The following is an 18,665-nucleotide window of genomic DNA, read 5'->3' as shown; positions in this document are numbered from 1 at the left end:
CATAACGACGGTGAACGGATGGATCCGGGTCCGGTGGGGCCCGGATTCCCCTGTTTACTTTTTTGCGGGGCGGGCGTTGAAAGGCCCGTTTTTTTATAGGAGGAGTGAGCTTGTTGGATTGGATGGAGATTCGAGTACATACCACAACTGAAGCAGAAGAAGCGGTGTCCCATCTGCTCCTGGAAGCGGGTGCCGAAGGAACGGCGGTGCTGGATGCTTCTGTTCTCTTGCGGGAGTGGGAAACACCCTTCGGAGAAATCATCTCCCTGTCACCAAAAGATTATCCGGAAGAAGGGGTCTGGATCTCCGGCTATTTTCCCGCTGCATCTTTCGATGACACGCTGCCGGAACAACTAGAGGAGAAAGTTCGGCACCTGAGGCGGTTCGGTCTGGATCCGGGGCCGGCATCAGTCATTTTTGAGAGGGTTTCGGAGGAGTCCTGGGCTGAGGCGTGGAAAGCATATTACAAGCCGATCCGGGTGACGGATCGCTTAACAGTCAAACCACATTGGGTTTCTTATGAACCCGCTTCTGCCGAAGAAAGGGTGATCCAACTGGATCCCGGTATGGCCTTTGGGACTGGAGCCCATCCCACCACGATCCTCAGTATGAAATTGTTGGAGCGCGAGCTTCAACCGGGACAGAAAGTGATGGATGTCGGCTGCGGCAGCGGGGTGTTGAGCATCGCTGCCGCCTGTCTGGGTGCCGGAGAAGTATTGGCGCTGGACCTCGATCCGTTGGCGGTGGAGAGCACAAATCGAAATGTTCGACTCAACGGCTTAGAGCAAACCGTCGCTGTCCGGCAAGGAAATCTCCTTCAGGGAGTGAAGGAGTCGGCAGATGGTGTGATCTCCAATATTTTGGCGGAAATCATTGTCCAGTTCACTGATGATCTGCCCCGGGTGATCCGTCCCGGTGGATGGTTTATCGCTTCGGGAGTGATTTCCCAAAAAGAGGGAAGTGTGGTGAGGGCTCTAGGCCAAGCCGGTTTCCGGGTGACGGATCGGTTGCAGGAAGGGGACTGGGTAGCGATGACTGCCAGAACGTGATAATATGGTGGGAGTGGCTTTATGCAAAGATATTTTGTCGATTCAACTCAGATCAGCAGCCCGGACCGGATCACGGTTCGCGGCGATGATGTTCATCATATCAAAAACGTGATGCGCATGAAGGCGGGGGATCGGTTGATCTGTTGCGACAACAGGGGAACTGATTACCTGGCTGAACTGGTGTCGGTAAGCGAAGGGGAGGCACGATGCCGAATCCTGGAAACGACGGCCTCCCGTGGAGAGCCCCGAATCCAGGTTACCATTGCCGCCTCGCTCACTAAAGGGGATAAATGGGAGTGGATGCTGCAGAAGGGGACCGAATTGGGGGCCGCTTCTTTTCTCCCGTTCACCTCTGCCCGGACCGTGGTGAAACTGGACGGAAAAAAAGCGGGCAAGAAAAGGGAGCGATGGCAACGGATCGCCAAGGAAGCGGCGGAACAGTCCCACCGGGGACAAATCCCCCATGTGGAAGGGGTGACGGACTGGCGGTCGTTGCTGGAACGCTTTTCCGCTTTTGACCGGGTTCTCCTTGCCAGCGAAAAGGGAGGCCGTCCCCTGAGAGAAGCGCTGCAGGAATCTGCTGAGGAACACCTGATGGTGGTGGTAGGTCCCGAAGGTGGGTTCACGGAAACAGAGGAAAGAGAGGCGGTCGCTGCCGGCGCTGTCACCGTCCACTTGGGTCCCAGGATCCTGCGAGCGGAGACGGCACCGCTGGCATTGTTGTCTTGTATTCATTATTCTTACGGTGAGATGGGAGGTGAGCCACTGTGAGCACGGTGGCATTCCATACACTGGGATGTAAAGTGAACGCTTATGAGACGGAGGCCATGTGGCAGCTGTTTCAGCGCGGAGGATACGAAAAGGTCGATTTTGAACAGAAGGCCGATGTATATGTGATCAATACCTGTACGGTGACCAATACCGGAGATCGGAAAAGCCGCCAGGTGATTCGGAGGGCCGTCCGGAAAAATCCCGAAGCCGTGGTGGCAGTGACCGGTTGTTATGCCCAAACATCCCCTGGTGAAATCATGGACATTCCCGGTGTGGATGTGGTGATCGGGACCCAGGGACGGGACAAACTCCTTCAATATATCGAGGAACATCGACAGACACGAAAGCCGGTCAACGCAGTGAAAAACATTATGAAGACCCGGGAATTTGAGGAAATGGATGTTCCCTCCTTTACGGAGCGGACCCGGGCTTCTCTGAAAATCCAGGAAGGCTGCAACAATTTCTGCACCTTTTGCATCATTCCCTGGGCTCGCGGCCTCCTCAGAAGCCGAAAGCCGGAAAGTGTGCTCCGGCAGGCCCGGCAGCTGGTGGAAGCCGGCTACAAGGAGATTGTTCTCACTGGAATTCACACCGGGGGCTACGGGGAAGACTTTGAGGACTACAAGCTGTCGGATCTGCTCTGGGACCTGGACAAAGTGGAGGGGCTGAAACGGATCCGGATCAGCTCGATCGAAGCCAGCCAGATCGATGACCGGGTGATCGATGTTCTCAACAAATCCGATAAGATGTGTCGTCATCTTCATATCCCTTTGCAGGCCGGGGATGATGCGGTGCTGAAACGGATGCGCCGCCGTTACACGGTGGATGAATACCGTCGCAAAATTGAGTATATCCACCAAGCGATGCCGGGAGTGGCCATCACCAGCGATGTGATTGTCGGCTTTCCCGGAGAGACGGAGGAACAGTTTGAAAACGGATATCGCCTGATCGAAGAGCTGGGCTTCTCCGAGCTGCATGTTTTTCCCTACTCCACCCGGACGGGAACTCCCGCGGCGCGGATGCCGGATCAGGTGCCGGCAGAGGTGAAGCAGGAGCGGGTCGCACGGTTGATCGCCCTCTCCGATCACCTTGCGATGGCCTACGCCTCGAAGTTTGCGGGTGAGGTGCTGGAAGTGATCCCGGAGGGTCCATTGAAAGAGGGTCCGGACAGCGGATGGATGGTGGGGTATTCCGACAATTATCTGCAGATCGCCTTTTCCGGGAATAAAGAACTGGTAGGCCAGGTGTGCCGCGTTCGTTTGGATCAACCCGGTTCCGAGTACAGCCAAGGCACCTTTGTCCGCACTATGGACGAAGTCCCCCGCCCGTATGCAGGCTGAAGGTTCCTGTCTCACATGACAAATGATCCGGCCGCCCTTTCTAAAGGGCGGTTTTTTGAGGGAGAAAAGCTGTTTCATTTAAAATTTTGATCTATACTGTTAAGCGATGCCCTACGTTTTTTAAGAGTGAATGGAGCTGACAGAGATGAATCCCCGAGAGGAGGCGGTAGAGATGGCATCTGAAGATTGGGAAGACGCGCTGGACAAATTCGACTGGAATGATGTGCTGGAGGAAGTGGATGGGGAACTCTTGGAACATCTGGCCAGTGAACTCAGTTTTCGTACATATCAGGCGTTAAAAGAATCCTCCTGTCCCTTGGGGGACGGATATCACCTCACGCATTTGGCGGATGGAAGGTGGGCTTTTTGGAATGAGCAGAACTACGTAAAGGAGGATGTCCGTTTTTTTGAGACGGCTCAACATTTTTTGCATGTTGCTGTGGAAGAGTTCAAACTGGAGCAACCGCAGGTGCAGGATTTGTTGGAGCGGTTGGAGAAAACCCCCCATCTCAAGCTTTGTGCGGTCTGCGGACATCACTTCAACCCGGATGATTCAGCCCGGCGGGAACTCGGGATCGAGGGGATCTTTCTCGACGAGGAAAACCGGGAAGGGGAGTGCTGCTCTCCCCAGTGTGCTGTGGAAGCGGTGGTCCACGATATGAAAGAAGGATAAATGGATATAAGGAGGAAAAGAGGGATATGGGAGAAAGAGAAGTGATCACCCAGACCTCCGTGCCGAGGACCCGGGAAAGTCTGGCGGCGGATCTGAAAGAATTGGGATTGGGAGAAGGTGCGACGGTGATTGTCCACACTTCCCTCTCTTCCCTCGGATATGTGGTGGGAGGGGCGGAAACTGTCATCCAGGCGCTGATGGATGTGCTGACTCCCTCAGGGACTCTGGTGATGCCGACCCAATCTCCTCAACTGTCGGAGCCTTCATTCTGGGAAAACCCGCCGGTGCCTGAAGAATGGTGGCCGGTGATCCGGGAGCATCTGCCAGCTTATGATCCTCAGGTCACCCCTGCTTTCTGGATGGGGCGGGTGGCGGATACCTTTCGTACTTTCCCGGGGGTGCTTCGCAGCGACCATCCAAAGCTGTCCCTTGCCGCCTGGGGAAAGGAGGCGGGGGAAGTGGTGGCGGATCATGGATTGGCCTTCGGGCTCGGTGAAAACTCCCCCTTGGCCAAGTTGTACGATCGATCGGCTGATGTTCTTCTCCTGGGAGTGGGCTATGAGAGCAACACCTCCTTTCATTTGGCAGAATATCGGGTGCCGGGAGGAACGGTGGTGGAGGAAGGGGCTCCGGTGATGGAAGATGGTAGACGGGTGTGGAAAGTTTATCAGGATTTGCAGCATCAAACGGACTTATTCCCCTTGATCGGGGAAGCCTTTGAGCGTATCCATCCCCCTCGGATCAGCCGGGTCGGATTGGCGGAAAGCCGGCTGTTCGGGATGCGGGAAGCCGTCGATTTCGCTGTGGACTGGTTTTCCATGAAGCGGTCTTCCCGTTGAAACCGGCTTTCCCGGAGCAGTCTGTATGGGGCAGATTCTGCATCGGATGCTAAAATGAATCCACGAGCTCAAGGGGGCAGGACTTGTGAAAGAGATATCTGCAGGCGGTGTCGTTTATAAGAAGGAGATGGGTGCTTGCTTCATCCTGATGATCGAAGATCGTTATTCCCGCTGGACTTTGCCCAAAGGGAAAAAAGAGCCCGGTGAGACTGATGAGGAGACCGCCCTACGTGAGATTCTGGAGGAGACGGGTGTTGAGGGAAAGATCGAACAACCTCTTGAAACCGTCTTTTATCGTTACTTCCACCCGAGTTGCGGAGAGATGGAAAAAGAAGTTCGCTATTTTTTGGTGAAGGCTGAAGGTGGAGAAACCGTTCCTCAACTTTCGGAAATCTCCGGCGTTGCGTGGTTGTGTCTGCAACAAGTCTGGGAGAAACAACGGACCAGGGGATATGAGAATAACCTGAGTGTGATCAACAAAGCCTTTGCTTGTCTGGAAATCAAAGTGGAGGAATCGGAGGAGGATCAGCAGTGAACGCAAAAGAATTGGCATCGATGATCGACCATACTCTGTTGAAACCGGAGGCGACAGCGGAGCAAATCGATCAACTCTGTGCGGAAGCCGCAACCCATGGTTTCGCTTCGGTTTGTATCAATCCGTACTGGGTGCGACGGGCGGTGGAAAAGTTGAAAGGATCAGGGGTGAAAGTCTGCACCGTGATCGGTTTTCCCTTGGGGGCCACTTCCTCTGAAGTGAAGGCCTTTGAAGCCCGGAAGGCGATTGAGGACGGCGCCGGGGAGGTGGATATGGTGATCAATATCGGAGCCCTCAAATCGGGAGATCTCGATCAGGTCCGAAATGATATTGCCGCAGTAGTGAAAGCGGCGTCGGGAGCCACAGTCAAAGTGATTCTGGAGACAGGCCTGCTTCATAAAGATGAGATCCGGATGGCTTGTGATCAAGCCAAGGCGGCGGGGGCCGATTTTGTAAAGACCTCGACGGGATTTGGTGCCGGCGGAGCCGAGGTGGGTACTGTCCGGGCGATGCGGAAAGCCGTCGGACCGGATATGGGAGTGAAGGCATCCGGTGGGATTCGTGACCGGGAAACCGCCGAAAAAATGGTGGAGGCAGGTGCCAGCCGGCTCGGTGCCAGCTCCGGGGTCGCCATTGTGAGCGACGGCCGGGGCAGCGAAGGTTACTGATGCCATTTGAACAGCGGATGAGAGCGAGGTCTACTGAGGGACCAGGAGGGGTTCTGCTCCGGGAGGATCCGGGAAACCATTCTGGCGAAGGAGCTTGCAAAAGGCAAAACCGCCAGGGAACAGATCAGATTGTACAGGGTTTGGATGTGGGCGATCTGAGTGGCTGGGTTGTTAGATAACCAGTGTGCCACTCCGGCGATGGTTCCCACCCAGGGCAGGAACAGGAGCAGTCCTCCGACATTGAGCAATAAATGAGCCAGGGCCACTTGTTTTGCCGCCCGTTCCGTTCCGATGGAAGCGAGAAAGGCTGTGATACAAGTGCCCACATTGCTTCCCAATACGACGGCGATGGCGAAGGGCAAAGGGACCAATCCCGTGGCAAAGAAGCCCATGGTAATGGCGATGACGGCGTTTCCGCTCTGAATGATTGCAGTCAGCAGGATCCCGGAAAGTATACCGGAAAAGACAGGATGATACCCACTGTCCAGGAGGGCGGCAACCCAACCCCGGTTTTTCATGGGTTCGGCGATCCATTGCATGGCTTCCATTCCGAGAAAGATACAGCCAAAACCTCCGATGGCCAGACCGAGGGCGGCGATCTTTTTCCAGGGGAGAACGTAGAAGGCAGCTCCTGTCAGGATCAGAGGAAGAGCGAAATCCTCCACCTTCAGAGCCAAGATTTCCGTGGTGACTGTGGTACCCACATTGGTTCCCAGGATGATACCCACGGTTTGGGCAAAGGTTAACAATCCGGCGTTGACAAAACCGATGGTCAGGATGGTGACTGCACTGCTGCTCTGCAAAAAGAGAGTGGCAACCAATCCCGTCCCAAAACCGCGAATCGGTGTTTTGGTAAAACGCAGCAGGAAATGCTGCATCCGGTGGGCGGTCAGCTCCTCCATCCCGACCCGGATCAATTGCATTCCGAACAAAAAGATGGCCAGTCCCGTTGCAAAAGGAATTACAATCTCTTTCATCATTCAGCCCCCCCTCCGCCTGTACCCATGTATATGGCTGATGGGGGACAGGCATGCCTCCGAGGCAAAAATGAAACCCCTGTCCTGGTGGAGAGGGGTTTTCCATCCTGATGTTAAAGGGGGTGAATAAGCCCTTTACAGGGAGGGGTGGGTTTCACATGGAGTCTTTGGATCGTCAGGACTTTGACGCCGGGAATGTGAAACCCAATCCCGACCGTCCAAGACGCACTAAATCACGCCCCTTCTAGTCCGACACCCGGTTTCCAGAGATGAAGGGAGGCGGGTTGAGGGGAGAGTCCGGAGTGTACAGCTGATGGGTGCGGGAATGGTGAAAGGGTGTTTTTTCCTTTCCATCCGGGGCAGGCTGGGGGGAACCAAAAAGAGCCCAGGGTGGAGGAGGTGCGGTTTCCCGATTCCCTAGCACGGGTTGGAGACAGGAGGATGGTTCCTGGGGACCTTTTGTTTTCGCTTTTTTTTCCGATTTATCTGTCTTGGCGGTTGCGGAACGGTCCAATTCCTCTTTGACAATTTCCCGGATCATCTGCCGAAGCTGTTCCCTGCGGTTTCCGGTCATGGTGTCTCCTCCTTCAAACGTTTTCTGAATCCTCGGCAACCTAGTATATGTCCGGGCGGGTGTTCTTGTTCATGTCCCCGTTGTTTCTCCGAATCCTGATTTTTGGTATAATACGGACAACCCGAAGGAAGGTGATATCATGACAGACTGCATTTTCTGCAAAATCGTGGAGGGAAGTCTCCCGGCGGAGAAGGTGTACGAAGATGAGGATGTGTTGGCGTTTCGCGATATTCACGCCCAAGCTCCGGTCCACATACTGATCATTCCGAAAAAGCATATACCATCCGTCCGGGACATCGGGGAAGAGGAGGGGCCTCTTCTGGGACGGATTTTCTCTGTGATCAACCGGCTCGCCGATGAGCTGGGCGTGGCCGACAAGGGGTTCCGGATTGTGAATAACTGCGGGGATGAAGGCGGTCAGACAGTTTATCACATTCACTTTCATCTCCTCGGGGGACGGTCTCTGAGCTGGCCTCCGGTTGAAACGGTTCTTTGACACGTAATTTGACGGTATAGTATAATAGCCGTTGAGTCTGTTTTGTTATTGCGCCGCAAGGGGGATTCAGGTTCAGGGTGCGCGTTGTCCCTCTCAAATGGGAAGCCTTCGCTTGCATCCAGCCTATGGGTACGCTACATCCCAGCGGTTGATCCCACGGGTGGATCACACCCGCGGAGGGAGGGATAACCATGGCGGAAGTTCACGTTCGTAAAAACGAATCGCTGGACAAAGCGTTGCGCCGCTTCAAGAAGTCCATCGCCAAAGATGGGACGATGCGGGAGCTGAAGAAGCGCAAGTTCTACGAAAAGCCCAGCGTCAGAAGAAAAAAGAAATCCGACGCTGCCCGGAAACGGAAATAATTCAGTGAGGTGCGGGTCTGGTGAGCCTGATTGAGCGGTTGAATCAAGATATGAAAACCGCGATGAAGAACAAGGAAAAGACCACCTTGTCCGTCATCCGAATGGTTCGATCATCCATAAAAAACAAGGAGATCGAGCTTCAACACTCTCTGACGGAGGAAGAAGCCCTCGACGTTGTGGCTAAAGAACTAAAACAGCAGAGGGACTCCCTCCGGGAGTTTGAACAGGTGGGACGGGAAGACCTTGCTCAAAAAGCAAGGGATGAGATCGCGGTGTTGGAAAGATACATGCCTGAGCAGCTGACGGATGCCGAACTGAAAAAGATCGTTCAGGAGACCATCGCCTCCACTGGTGCTGCTTCCAAGGCCGATATGGGAAAAGTGATGAAAGCAGTCATGCCCCGGGTAAAAGGGCGCGCCGATGGAAAGCGGGTGAACCGGCTGGTTCAGGAAGGACTGCAGTAAAACACAGCGGTTTCCGCGCTGTGTTTTTTCTATATCCTGGGTTAAAATAAAGATGTGGAACTTTTTCCGTTATGAACCGTAGATACGGATGGGGGGAAGGAATGCGAATGGGTCGGGCGGGACTGCTCCTTTTGCTCTGTTTCCTCACTCTCAGCATGATGATTCCGGCAGTGCAAGCGGAGCCGGAAGCCAGCCATGGCAGGGCAGTCTATTGGATTCCCCTGGATCAAGAAGTGGAACAGGGACTGGCCCGGTTTCTCGACCGGGGGTTCCGAGAAGCGAAAGAGGGTGGCGCGGAAGCGATCATTCTGGAGATGGACACCCTCGGTGGAGATGTGGCGGCAGCTTTGGAGATCGGAAAGTTGCTTCGCACATCCAAAATACCAGTAACGGTGTATATCAAAGGGGAAGCCATTTCCGCCGGTTCCTACATCGCCTTGAATGCCGATCATATCTTGATGGCACCGGGAAGTGCCATGGGAGCGGCGGAACCCCGAACCATCACCGGAGAGCGTGCGGATCCGAAGACAGTGGCTTTCTGGGCTTCCAACATGCGGGCGGCGGCGGAAGCTCACGACAGAGATCCTGAGATTGCCGCCGGCATGGTGGATCGGAATCTGGAGATCAAAGGGTTGAAGAAAAAAGGGGAACTCCTCAGCCTTTCCGCCGGCCAGGCCATCCAACGAAAGATGGCGGATCGGATGGTGAAGGGGGATGCGGATGTACTCCGTTTTGTCAAGGCTCATCCATCCGATGTGGTCCGAGTGGATCAGACCCTGAGTGAACAGGTGGCCCGGTTTGTCACCAGCCCGTATGTGATTCCGGTCTTGTTCATGGTGGGTTTGGCCGGGCTTGCCATTGAATTTCTGACCCCCGGCTTTGGCCTTCCGGGTGTCATCGGCCTCAGTGCTTTCGGTCTCTATTTCTTCGGTCACTATCTGGCCGGATTGGCCGGAATGGAAACATTTGTCCTGTTTGCTGCCGGTCTCATTCTTCTGTTGATTGAAATTTTTGTCCCCGGGTTCGGTATCTTTGGAATTCTTGGTCTGCTGTCCTTGGTAGCCTCCATCGTGGCCGCCGCAGCCGACCGGATGTTTAGTTTGACCACCTTGGTTGTCGCTCTGTTGTTGACCGTTGTGGGGATGATCATCGCTGTCCGTCGTCTCGGTCTCAAGAGGGGGGTGAAACGGTTTGTCCTGCATACGGCTCAGGACAATACTACGGGCTATGTGGCTCAACCGGGACGCCGGGAACTGATCGGAAAACAAGGGATGGCTCTCAGTCCTCTCCGACCTGCAGGGACTGCAGTGATCGAAGGGAAACGGGTGGATGTGGTGAGTGAAGGCGGTTTCATCCCGCCACGCACTCCAGTGAAAGTGGTGGATGTTCAGGGACTTCGTGTGGTGGTTCGGGGGCTGACCTCTTCAGATGACGGGGCGGATTCCGGGTCCCGATGATTCAGTTAAAGGAGGATTTTTATGGGGACTGTTTTTAGTATCCTGTTTATCGCAGTGATCGCGATTGTAGCGCTTTCGATCCTGTTCACCTTCGTGCCGGTGATGTTGTGGATTTCTGCGATGGCGTCAGGTGTTTATGTGGGACTGACCACTCTGATCGGGATGCGGCTGCGGCGCATCGTTCCGTCCCGGATTGTCAACCCGCTGATCAAGGCGAGAAAAGCGGGGTTGGAAGTAACCATTGAAATGCTGGAAACTCATTATCTGGCGGGGGGGAATGTGGATCGCGTCGTCGACGCTCTGATCGCGGCCCAACGGGCGGATATCGACCTGATGTTTGAACGGGCCGCCGCCATCGACCTTGCTGGGCGGGATGTGCTGGAAGCCGTACAGATGAGTGTCAACCCGAAAGTGATTGAGACTCCGGTGGTATCCGCCGTCGCCAAGGACGGGATCGAGGTGAAGGTGGTTGCCCGGGTGACCGTGCGGGCCAATATTGACCGCCTCGTCGGGGGTGCCGGTGAAGAGACGATCATCGCCCGGGTGGGTGAAGGGATCGTCACCACCAACGGTTCCGCCAACAGCCATAAAGAGGTTCTGGAAAATCCCGATTTGATCTCCAACACGGTTTTGGAGAAGGGATTGGATGCCGGTACCGCCTTTGAGATCCTGTCCATCGATATCGCCGATGTGGATGTGGGTAAAAACATCGGGGCCACCCTGCAGACCGACCAGGCGGAAGCTGACAAGAAGATCGCCCAGGCCAAAGCCGAAGAACGGCGGGCAATGGCCGTCGCTCAAGAGCAGGAGATGAGTGCCCGCGTCGTGGAGATGCGTGCCAAAGTGGTGGAAGCGGAGGCGGAAGTGCCGATGGCGATGGCTGAAGCGCTCCGAAGCGGGAAACTGGGTGTGATGGATTATTACAACCTGCAGAACATCGCGGCTGACACAGATATGCGCAAATCCATCTCCCAAGGGGATGAAGAAGAAAGTTGATCGGTTGCTGTTTCAGTGATCACCGGGAGGAGGTGTTCCGATGGAACTTTTGGAGATCCTGTTTTCCAACGGAATCGTGACGGTCCTGTTTCTCTACTTGCTCTTTGCCGGGTTGTCACGGCTGTTTCGGCGGGAAGGCGGAGAGACGGGCCGTCAGCGGCAGTCCCCACCGCCCCAAGCAAAATCCCGGCATCGGAAGCGAGAGAAGAAAGAAAAATTTCCGGTGATCCAAACAAAGGACAGGGAACGGATCATTCCCGAGTCGGAAGAGCCGACACCTCTTGTCCGGACAAAATCGGATCCGCCGCTGCTTGTGAAAGAGAAGGCAACAGCGAAACCACATCCCCTCATTTCCGACTTCAATCGGGAAAGCTTAAAGCAGGCGATCATCATGAAAGAAATCCTGGACGGTCCCCGGTTCCGCCGTTCGGGAAACAGACGGGGTCCTCTCGGCAGATGACCCGTCGGGATGCCCTTTCCTATGGGAAAGGGTTTTTGTTGTTTTTTTACAGGGTGCTCATTCCCCCGGTGGGTGTTTGTGCATAGATTGATACCGGAACACCCGGGAGAGGGGGGAGAAGATTGTATCCTTATTTTCAACGGAATATGCAGACACCTTGGATGTCCGCTCAGACACAAATGATGGTTCCAGAAGCGATCAAACAGATGATGGCCGAACATATCCGTTTGATGAAAGAGATCAACCGGAAAGTGGGTCTGATTGAAGAACAGATGCGCCGGGGCAGGAATTAGAGAGGTGTTGGGAAGGTGAGTGGAGGGAGAGTGTCAGCGGATCGTGACTTTGGCGGTTTAGAACAATGACCAGGAACAATCGGATCATTTATTTCTTTCAACCATCCGGTCGGGTTTGGCTGGGTGGTTGACTTCTGTGTGACAGTGGCACGATTTTCGTCATCGAGTGCTGAATGATGAAACCGAGGGGAAATACTGCAGATTCTGAAGGATTACAGACCTGACCTGCCAATATGCTTTTAAAGCAAGAGAGCTGGTTCTAAAAAGATACCTAGAAGTCTTGTGAAAAAGCCGTTCACAGGGAGGATCGGTTTTCACATGGAGTGATTTTGGGCAGTTCAAAACGACGAAAAGGTCATGTGAAACCTCATCCGATCATTCAAGAACGCACTAAATCATAACTATTCCGGAAACTGTCAGGGATCATGGCTCCCCTTTCCTTGGAAACAAGTGCGCCTCATGCTTTCCCCCATTTCAATCAGACTAAAAAAGAAAAAGGAGGTGAGCATGGATGGTGCGTACCCGCAGCAGCAACCGTCTGTTGGTCCCCGGCTCCGCCGCAGTGTTGCAACAGTACAAAGAGGAGATCGCCTCCGAATTCGGTGTCAAGCTGGGCGAATCGACCACAGCCCGGGCCAACGGTTCTGTCGGAGGGGAGATTACCAGACGGTTGGTACGTCAGGCCCAACAGCAGCAGACAGGAGAGCAACCGAGATAGGGCAATCATTGGGAATCAACCGATGCGGCCATGGACCGCATCGGTTTTATTGTGGACGTACACAGACAAGCGCCGTTCGCTCATAAACTTCATCGACTCCGTTTTTCCCTGACTTGTCTCATATTATTCATCCGGCGGGCATATGGCTTATTTTAGGAAGATGGAGGGCATGTTCCATGGGGAAACTGGGCAGCAAGATGAGAAGAATCGCTGCGGATTGGTTGGAATTACCTCGGGATGTGGCGGGCAACTTGCCCCGGGTGATCATGATCGGGCCCTACCGGGTTCATGTGGAAAACCATCAGGGTGTGGAACATTTCAATATGGAAGAAATTCGAATGCGGACAGAGAAGGGGCAGTTAGCCATCCGCGGGAAAAGCTTGATTATCCATGCGATTTACTCTGATGAAGTATGGGTGGAGGGGGAGATCTCAGAGGTGAAGTATCTGGGCTAAGGGGAGAAGACCTTTGCAAAAACAATGGCCGCGAAAGATTCAGGGGAGCCTGCGTGTGGAGTTGACGGGTCCGGCTCTCGAAAGATTCATCAATAATGCGTTGAACCGGGGGATCCATATCAGCCGGATCGTCTGGCTCTCCCGGAATCGTATCCGGTTGACCCTTTCTGTGGGGGATTACTTTCAGTTAAGACCTGTATTAAAGGGAACCAGGACCAAGTCACGGATACTTGAAAAAAAAGGACTCCCCTTTTGGTGGATGCGTCTTCGCAGGAGACAATTTTTCTTGTGGGGATTTCTTCTGTTTATACTGATGATCTTTTCCCTGACTTCTGTCATCTGGTCTGTGGAGGTGGAAGGAAACGAGACCGTTCCCTCCAAAGAAATCGTCAGACTGCTGCAAAAAGAGGGTGTTTATATCGGGCAGTTGAAAAGCCGGGTGCCTTCCAATGAGGAAATCCAGTACCGGTTGCAATCCGGACTGCCGCAGGTATCCTGGGTCGGATTTCGTATGGAGGGCACAAGGGCAGTGGTCACGGTTGTGGAAAAAAAACGGGTGGATGAGCGGGAGCAACAGGGGAATGGACCGATCCAGCTCGTGGCCCGTCGGAACGCCATGATTTATGATATAAGGGTGGAACGGGGCCGACCGCTGGTGGAAGTGAATGAACCGGTGAAAAAAGGGCAACTGCTGGTTTCCGGTTGGTATGGGGATCCGGATCAACCGGACTCGGGCAAACTGGTAGGAGCCAAAGGAAAGGTGATGGGAGAAGTTTGGTATGACTCCACAGTGACAGTTCCCCTGGCGCAAAAGCGAAAAGTTTATACAGGTAACAGGGAGATGGCTTGGTTTCCATACGTTGGGTCCAGGATGATCCGCATCCCGTTTATGTTTCCGGAATCCTTCCAACGCTATGAAACGATCCGGACGACTCATGCTCTCCAGATCCGCAACCGGCGCCTCCCCTTCGGATGGGTGGAAGAAGAGCGGCTGGAGATGAAATGGGTTCACCAGAAACTGGGTGTCAAACAGGCTATCGCTCTCGGAAAAGAACGGGCCCGGGAGGATCTGATGGCGAAAATGGGAGAGGATGGGCGGATTTTGGGGGAAAAAATTTTGCACCCCCGCGTGGTTGATGGTAAAGTTATTATGAAGATACACTTTGATGCAGTGGAGAACATTGCTGTTTCACAACCGATATTGCAAGGGGATTGAAGCCATTTGCAACAGCAGGAGAAAACCATCAAAATCCGGTTGCAGGATGCCAATGAAGCACTGGAACTGTTTGGGCCGCAGGATGGGTTTTTGCGGATGATTCAGGACCAGACGTCGGCCAAGATCATTTCCCGCGGGGAAGAGGTGGCCATTTCCGGTTCCCCTGGGGAGCTGGAAGTGTTGGGCCACCTGTTTCGCGTGTTGTTGGCGTTGGTGCGCCGTGGGGTGAAATTGACCGAGCGGGATTTGATCTATGCGGAGCGGTTGGCCCGTGATGGACTGGCAGACGAACTTTTGGAACTGTACGATGAACAAATCGGAGTCACCCACAAGGGAAAGCCGGTCCGGGTCAAAACCTTGGGCCAACGCCACTATATCACCGCGATCAAAAAATCGGACATCGTGTTTGGCATTGGGCCTGCCGGTACCGGTAAAACCTTTTTGGCGGTGGTGTTGGCGGTCACCGCTTTGAAATCCAATCAGGTCAAACGGATTGTTCTGACCCGCCCCGCTGTGGAAGCTGGGGAAAATCTCGGTTTTCTCCCCGGCGATCTTCAGGAGAAGGTGGATCCATACCTGCGTCCGTTGTACGACAGCCTCTACACCATGCTCGGGGTGGAGCAAGTGAGCAAACTGATGGAACGGGGCATGATCGAAGTGGCTCCGCTGGCTTACATGCGGGGGAGAACCCTGGAGGATTCCTTTGTCATTCTGGATGAAGCTCAAAACACAACCCATGAGCAGATGAAGATGTTCCTCACTCGATTGGGCTTTGGATCCAAAATGGTGGTAACCGGCGATGTGACCCAGGTGGATCTCCCCAAGGGGAAGCAGTCCGGGCTGAGGGAAGCGGAGCGGGTCCTGAAGTCGGTGGAAGAAATACAGTTTGTCCGTCTGACCCAATCGGATGTGGTCCGTCATACACTGGTTCAGAAGGTGATCGATGCCTACGCCGAAACAGAGTGATCATTCGACGCGATAAGGAGTCGGTCCTATGTTGAATGAAGAGACAAAGCCAAAACCCGGGTTTTCCTTTCGCAAACGGTTCCGTCTGTCGGACCGCTGGAAGACGAGCCGGCGAGTCCGGCTTTTGCTGTACTTGGGACTGGGTGCTTTATGCTACCTTCTGTTGATGGGACAGGTTCTCCCGCAACAGTATAATGATATTTCCCCCGGCAAAGTGGCCAAGGAGTCCATCGTATCCCCTGTAACCAAGGTGGACCAGGAAGCGACTGAGAAAGTTCGGGAAAAAGCGGCTCAATCTGTGGGGAAACAGTACCGGATTGATGAACAGTTGGCAGATCGGCAGGTTAAAAGGTTGGAGACGATTTTCAATGAGATTCAGAGCCATCTTTCCGATGCTGACAAGAGCAACAAGGAGAAAATCGCCAACCTGAAAGAAGTGCTTCCCTACGGTTTGTCCGATGAGTTTTATCATAAACTGGTCCATGTGAAGGACGGCGAATGGACGGAGATGAGAATCCTCAGCCGGGAAATGGTGCAGGAGATCCTGGCTGACGGCGTTCGCAAAAATGAGCTGGAAAAAGAGAGGGATCGGGTGGATCGGGGATTGGTCACCTCCTCTCTGGGCAGTCAAGCCCGTTATGTTGTGCGTGAATTGTCCCGGCAGATGATTGTTCCCAATGAATTTTATGACAAAAACCGGACAGAGAAGCTGCAGGATGCAGCCAGGGACAGCGTGGAACCGATTCCGATCCGAAAAGGGGATGTCATCGTTGCTGCCGGGGATGTGGTGACCAAGGATCAGTATCGGAAGCTGGAAGAGCTCGGATTTTTGGGGAGATACACCGATCCAATCCCCTATTTCGGTTTGGCTCTGTTGATCGCGGTGGTTCTGGGATTGCTCGCCTTTTTCGTCCGTTGGTTCCGTCCGGAAGTATACAGAGACAATGTGAAGACCACCATGCTGTTGTCAGTGTTCCTGCTCACCATGCTGGGGATGAAGGTGATCAGCTTGGGGCAGAATTTGGAATGGAGCACTGTGGGTTATATGGCCCCCGCCGCCCTGGGAACGATGCTGATCGCCCTTCTGCTGGATTTGCAGTTGGCGTTGTGGTGTGCGATCCTGTTCGGGGTATTTTCGGGGATGTATTTTAACGAAGGCAGTCATGTTTTGTTTGACTTCCGATACGGTTTGGTCTCTTTTGTGAGCGGTTCAGCCGCCGCCTTTGCCTTATCCGGGGTTCGCAACCGGTTGTCCATTTTCCGCGCCGGACTTTTTTCATCGGGAGCCAGCGTCCTCACCATCGCGGCATTGTATGCGCTGGTTCCGGTGGACGGAGACGGGTGGGTTCTGCTTCAGTCCCTCGCGTTTGGAGCGGCCGGTGGGATTTTTTCGGCGGTGTTGACCATTGGATTCCTGCAGCATTTTGAAACGGTTTTTGACATGCTGTCCCCTTTGCGGCTCTTGGAGCTTTCAAATCCCAACCATCCGCTGTTGAGGAAACTGCTGATCGAGACTCCGGGGACCTACCATCATTCGGTGATCGTGGGCAACTTGGCGGAAGCCGCCGCGGAAGCAATCGGGGCCAATGGTCTGCTCTGCCGGGTGGGTGCTTATTATCATGATGTGGGCAAAACCAAACGACCGCAGTTTTTCATTGAAAATCAGATGGCGGAAAATCCCCACGATAAAATATCTCCCAATCTGAGCAAGAGTATCATCATCTCTCATGCCAAGGATGGCTGTGAGATGCTCAAAGAGCATCACATTCCCACGCCGATCTGTGATATCGCCGCCCAACACCACGGCACCACCTTGCTCAAATATTTCTATCACAAGGCACGGGAACAGAGTGACGGTGCCCAGGTGTTGGAGGCGGATTACCGTTATCCGGGACCCAAGGCCCAGTTTAAGGAGGCGGCCATCGTGGGTATTGCCGATTGTGTGGAAGCGGCGGTTCGCTCTCTGGCCCGGCCCAGCCCGGAGAGGGTGGAGAACATGGTGCGAAAGATCATCCAGGATCGTCTGGAAGATGGACAGTTTGATGAATGTGATCTGACATTCAAGGAGCTGGATCTGATTGCCCGCTCCATCTGTGAAACACTTCAGGGGATATTTCACTCCAGAATCGAGTATCCGGAAGAGCACCAAGGGAAAGGGGTGAAGCTTGCATGAGTCTGCGTGTGGAATCAGTGGTTCGCCCCCATCTTATGGAAGAGGAAGAAAAATGGCTGCCCTGGGTGGAGCGTTGTCTCATGCAGGCGGCCGAAGGGGAGTCGACGCCGCCTGCGGAGGTGGCGGTGACCATTGTGGATGATGAGGAGATTCACCGTTTGAACCGGGAGTACCGGCAGGTGGACCGGCCGACGGATGTGCTTTCTTTCCCCCAGTGGGATCCGGGGGAAGAATGGGGATCCCCCCAAGGGGAACCCCTCCCCCTTGGGGATATTGTCATCTCTCTCCCGAGGGCGAAAGAGCAGGCTGAACTGTACGGGCACTCCTTGGAACGGGAATTGGGTTTTCTTGCAGTGCACGGCTTTTTGCACTTGCTCGGATATGATCACGAAACTGCTGAAGAGGAAGAGGAGATGTTTTCCCGACAGGAGGCGATCTTGTCCCAGGTCGGATTGACTAGACAGGGGTGATTGGAGATGCGGAAATCCTCATTATGGGCCAGTTTCCGCTACGCCTTGGAAGGTCTCAAATACACCCTCGTCACCCAGCAGAACATGCGGATTCATTTTCTGGCCGCTCTCGGTGTGCTGTTGTTCAGCCTGTGGCTTCCCCTCACCAAAGTGGAGATATTGATTCTCTTTGTCTGTATTCTCCTGGTGATCGTGGCCGAGCTGATAAATACAGCCGTCGAAACGGTGATCGATCTGGTGACCCGGGATTTCCACCCCCTGGCCAAGGTGGCGAAAGATGTGGCGGCGGGAGCAGTGCTTCTGTCCGCGGGGATGTCGGTGGTGGTCGGGCTCAGTATCTTCTACCCCTACTTGGATATCCTCTCTCTCCAGTTCCCGGAGCGAACAGCCCACCCTCTCAACATCGGATTGGCAGCCTTGATTGTTTTCGACTTTTTCCTCACTCTTTCCTTGAAAGGGCTTTTTAACCGGATCGACAGGCCGGAGTGGGAGCCCAGCATCACGATGTCATTGGCCAGCCTGATTGCAGTTTCTCTGATGATGATGACAGCCAATTGGTTGGTGATGATTCTTGTGTTGCTGTTGTATTTTCTTCTCCTGGGCACCCGACTGCGGATGAAAACCGGGAAACCGGCTGTCCTTCTTGGAGTGTTTCTGGGGGTTGTTGTTGCTGTCGCCGGTTTTTTTCTGATGTGATTGGAAAGGAGAGCCCA

Annotated in this window: 23 protein-coding genes; 21 read left to right on the top strand and 2 right to left on the bottom strand. The window is 54.1% G+C overall.

Annotated features, from left to right (window positions below):
* Positions 1-110 precede the first annotated feature (110 nt).
* From prmA to deoC, 7 genes are all read left to right on the top strand, one after another.
* A complete protein-coding gene (prmA, locus tag IEV46_RS03335) occupies positions 111-1,049 on the top strand; it encodes a 50S ribosomal protein L11 methyltransferase (RefSeq protein ID WP_308420260.1) in 939 nt (312 codons plus the stop codon).
* 21 nt (positions 1,050-1,070) lie between these two features.
* On the top strand, positions 1,071-1,820 hold the full coding sequence (locus IEV46_RS03330) for a 16S rRNA (uracil(1498)-N(3))-methyltransferase (protein WP_188429878.1): 750 nt from the start codon (positions 1,071-1,073) through the stop codon (positions 1,818-1,820).
* The gene (gene mtaB, locus IEV46_RS03325; RefSeq protein WP_188429876.1) at positions 1,817-3,160 is read left to right on the top strand and encodes a tRNA (N(6)-L-threonylcarbamoyladenosine(37)-C(2))-methylthiotransferase MtaB; all 1,344 of its coding nucleotides are present in this window, start codon (positions 1,817-1,819) and stop codon (positions 3,158-3,160) included. Before IEV46_RS03330 ends, mtaB begins: the two co-directional genes overlap by 4 nt.
* 172 nt (positions 3,161-3,332) lie before the next feature.
* Positions 3,333-3,833 (top strand): hypothetical protein, encoded by a 501-nt coding sequence (locus tag IEV46_RS03320; RefSeq protein WP_188429874.1) that lies wholly within the window; start codon positions 3,333-3,335, stop codon positions 3,831-3,833.
* Positions 3,834-3,859: 26 nt separating this feature from the next.
* The gene (locus tag IEV46_RS03315; protein WP_188429872.1) at positions 3,860-4,672 is read left to right on the top strand and encodes an AAC(3) family N-acetyltransferase; all 813 of its coding nucleotides are present in this window, start codon (positions 3,860-3,862) and stop codon (positions 4,670-4,672) included.
* 85 nt (positions 4,673-4,757) lie between these two features.
* Positions 4,758-5,207, top strand: a complete 450-nt coding sequence (locus tag IEV46_RS03310) for an NUDIX hydrolase (RefSeq protein WP_188429870.1) — start codon at positions 4,758-4,760, stop codon at positions 5,205-5,207.
* A gap of 20 nt (positions 5,208-5,227) precedes the next feature.
* Entirely contained in the window at positions 5,228-5,875 is a 648-nt protein-coding gene (gene deoC, locus IEV46_RS03305; protein ID WP_229735900.1) for a deoxyribose-phosphate aldolase, read from the top strand.
* Here the strand turns inward: deoC and IEV46_RS03300 are convergent.
* On the bottom strand, positions 5,869-6,852 hold the full coding sequence (locus IEV46_RS03300; protein WP_188429866.1) for a Na/Pi symporter: 984 nt from the start codon (positions 6,850-6,852) through the stop codon (positions 5,869-5,871). The two genes, deoC and IEV46_RS03300, sit on opposite strands and share 7 nt — an antisense overlap.
* 244 nt (positions 6,853-7,096) lie before the next feature.
* Complete coding sequence (locus IEV46_RS03295) at positions 7,097-7,426, bottom strand: hypothetical protein (RefSeq protein WP_188429864.1); 330 nt, start codon at positions 7,424-7,426, stop codon at positions 7,097-7,099.
* A 139-nt stretch (positions 7,427-7,565) separates the two neighbouring features.
* On the opposite strand from IEV46_RS03295, the gene IEV46_RS03290 reads away from it, so the two are divergent.
* The 14 genes from IEV46_RS03290 to IEV46_RS03225 all read left to right on the top strand — a co-directional run bounded on the left by IEV46_RS03290 (position 7,566) and on the right by IEV46_RS03225 (position 18,648).
* Entirely contained in the window at positions 7,566-7,922 is a 357-nt protein-coding gene (locus IEV46_RS03290; protein WP_188429862.1) for a histidine triad nucleotide-binding protein, read from the top strand.
* Between the two features lie 191 nt (positions 7,923-8,113).
* The gene (rpsU, locus tag IEV46_RS03285; RefSeq protein ID WP_188429860.1) at positions 8,114-8,284 is read left to right on the top strand and encodes a 30S ribosomal protein S21; all 171 of its coding nucleotides are present in this window, start codon (positions 8,114-8,116) and stop codon (positions 8,282-8,284) included.
* Positions 8,285-8,304: 20 nt separating this feature from the next.
* A complete protein-coding gene (locus tag IEV46_RS03280) occupies positions 8,305-8,748 on the top strand; it encodes a GatB/YqeY domain-containing protein (protein ID WP_188429858.1) in 444 nt (147 codons plus the stop codon).
* Positions 8,749-8,849: 101 nt separating this feature from the next.
* A complete protein-coding gene (locus tag IEV46_RS03275) occupies positions 8,850-10,205 on the top strand; it encodes an NfeD family protein (RefSeq protein WP_188429856.1) in 1,356 nt (451 codons plus the stop codon).
* Positions 10,206-10,226: 21 nt separating this feature from the next.
* Positions 10,227-11,201, top strand: a complete 975-nt coding sequence (gene floA, locus IEV46_RS03270; protein WP_188429854.1) for a flotillin-like protein FloA — start codon at positions 10,227-10,229, stop codon at positions 11,199-11,201.
* 40 nt (positions 11,202-11,241) lie between these two features.
* Complete coding sequence (locus tag IEV46_RS03265) at positions 11,242-11,661, top strand: hypothetical protein (protein ID WP_188429848.1); 420 nt, start codon at positions 11,242-11,244, stop codon at positions 11,659-11,661.
* 122 nt (positions 11,662-11,783) lie between these two features.
* A complete protein-coding gene (locus IEV46_RS03260; protein ID WP_188429846.1) occupies positions 11,784-11,954 on the top strand; it encodes a hypothetical protein in 171 nt (56 codons plus the stop codon).
* Between the two features lie 511 nt (positions 11,955-12,465).
* Positions 12,466-12,672, top strand: a complete 207-nt coding sequence (locus IEV46_RS03255) for an alpha/beta-type small acid-soluble spore protein (RefSeq protein WP_188429844.1) — start codon at positions 12,466-12,468, stop codon at positions 12,670-12,672.
* 176 nt (positions 12,673-12,848) lie between these two features.
* Complete coding sequence (gene yqfC, locus IEV46_RS03250) at positions 12,849-13,127, top strand: sporulation protein YqfC (protein WP_188429842.1); 279 nt, start codon at positions 12,849-12,851, stop codon at positions 13,125-13,127.
* A gap of 13 nt (positions 13,128-13,140) precedes the next feature.
* The gene (yqfD, locus tag IEV46_RS03245) at positions 13,141-14,343 is read left to right on the top strand and encodes a sporulation protein YqfD (RefSeq protein WP_188429840.1); all 1,203 of its coding nucleotides are present in this window, start codon (positions 13,141-13,143) and stop codon (positions 14,341-14,343) included.
* A gap of 6 nt (positions 14,344-14,349) precedes the next feature.
* Entirely contained in the window at positions 14,350-15,309 is a 960-nt protein-coding gene (locus tag IEV46_RS03240; RefSeq protein ID WP_188429838.1) for a PhoH family protein, read from the top strand.
* Positions 15,310-15,337: 28 nt separating this feature from the next.
* Positions 15,338-17,482 (top strand): HD family phosphohydrolase, encoded by a 2,145-nt coding sequence (locus tag IEV46_RS03235; RefSeq protein WP_188429836.1) that lies wholly within the window; start codon positions 15,338-15,340, stop codon positions 17,480-17,482.
* The gene (gene ybeY / locus IEV46_RS03230) at positions 17,479-17,952 is read left to right on the top strand and encodes an rRNA maturation RNase YbeY (RefSeq protein ID WP_188429834.1); all 474 of its coding nucleotides are present in this window, start codon (positions 17,479-17,481) and stop codon (positions 17,950-17,952) included. The genes IEV46_RS03235 and ybeY overlap by 4 nt, the downstream gene beginning before the upstream one ends.
* A gap of 6 nt (positions 17,953-17,958) precedes the next feature.
* Entirely contained in the window at positions 17,959-18,648 is a 690-nt protein-coding gene (locus IEV46_RS03225; RefSeq protein ID WP_188429832.1) for a diacylglycerol kinase family protein, read from the top strand.
* The last annotated feature ends 17 nt before the right edge of the window (positions 18,649-18,665 follow it).

It is taken from the genome of Kroppenstedtia guangzhouensis, assembly GCF_014637345.1.
Classification (GTDB): domain Bacteria; phylum Bacillota; class Bacilli; order Thermoactinomycetales; family DSM-45169; genus Kroppenstedtia; species Kroppenstedtia guangzhouensis.
Note: the sequence above shows the minus strand (reverse complement) of the source record. Positions and strands in the feature narration are given on the sequence as shown.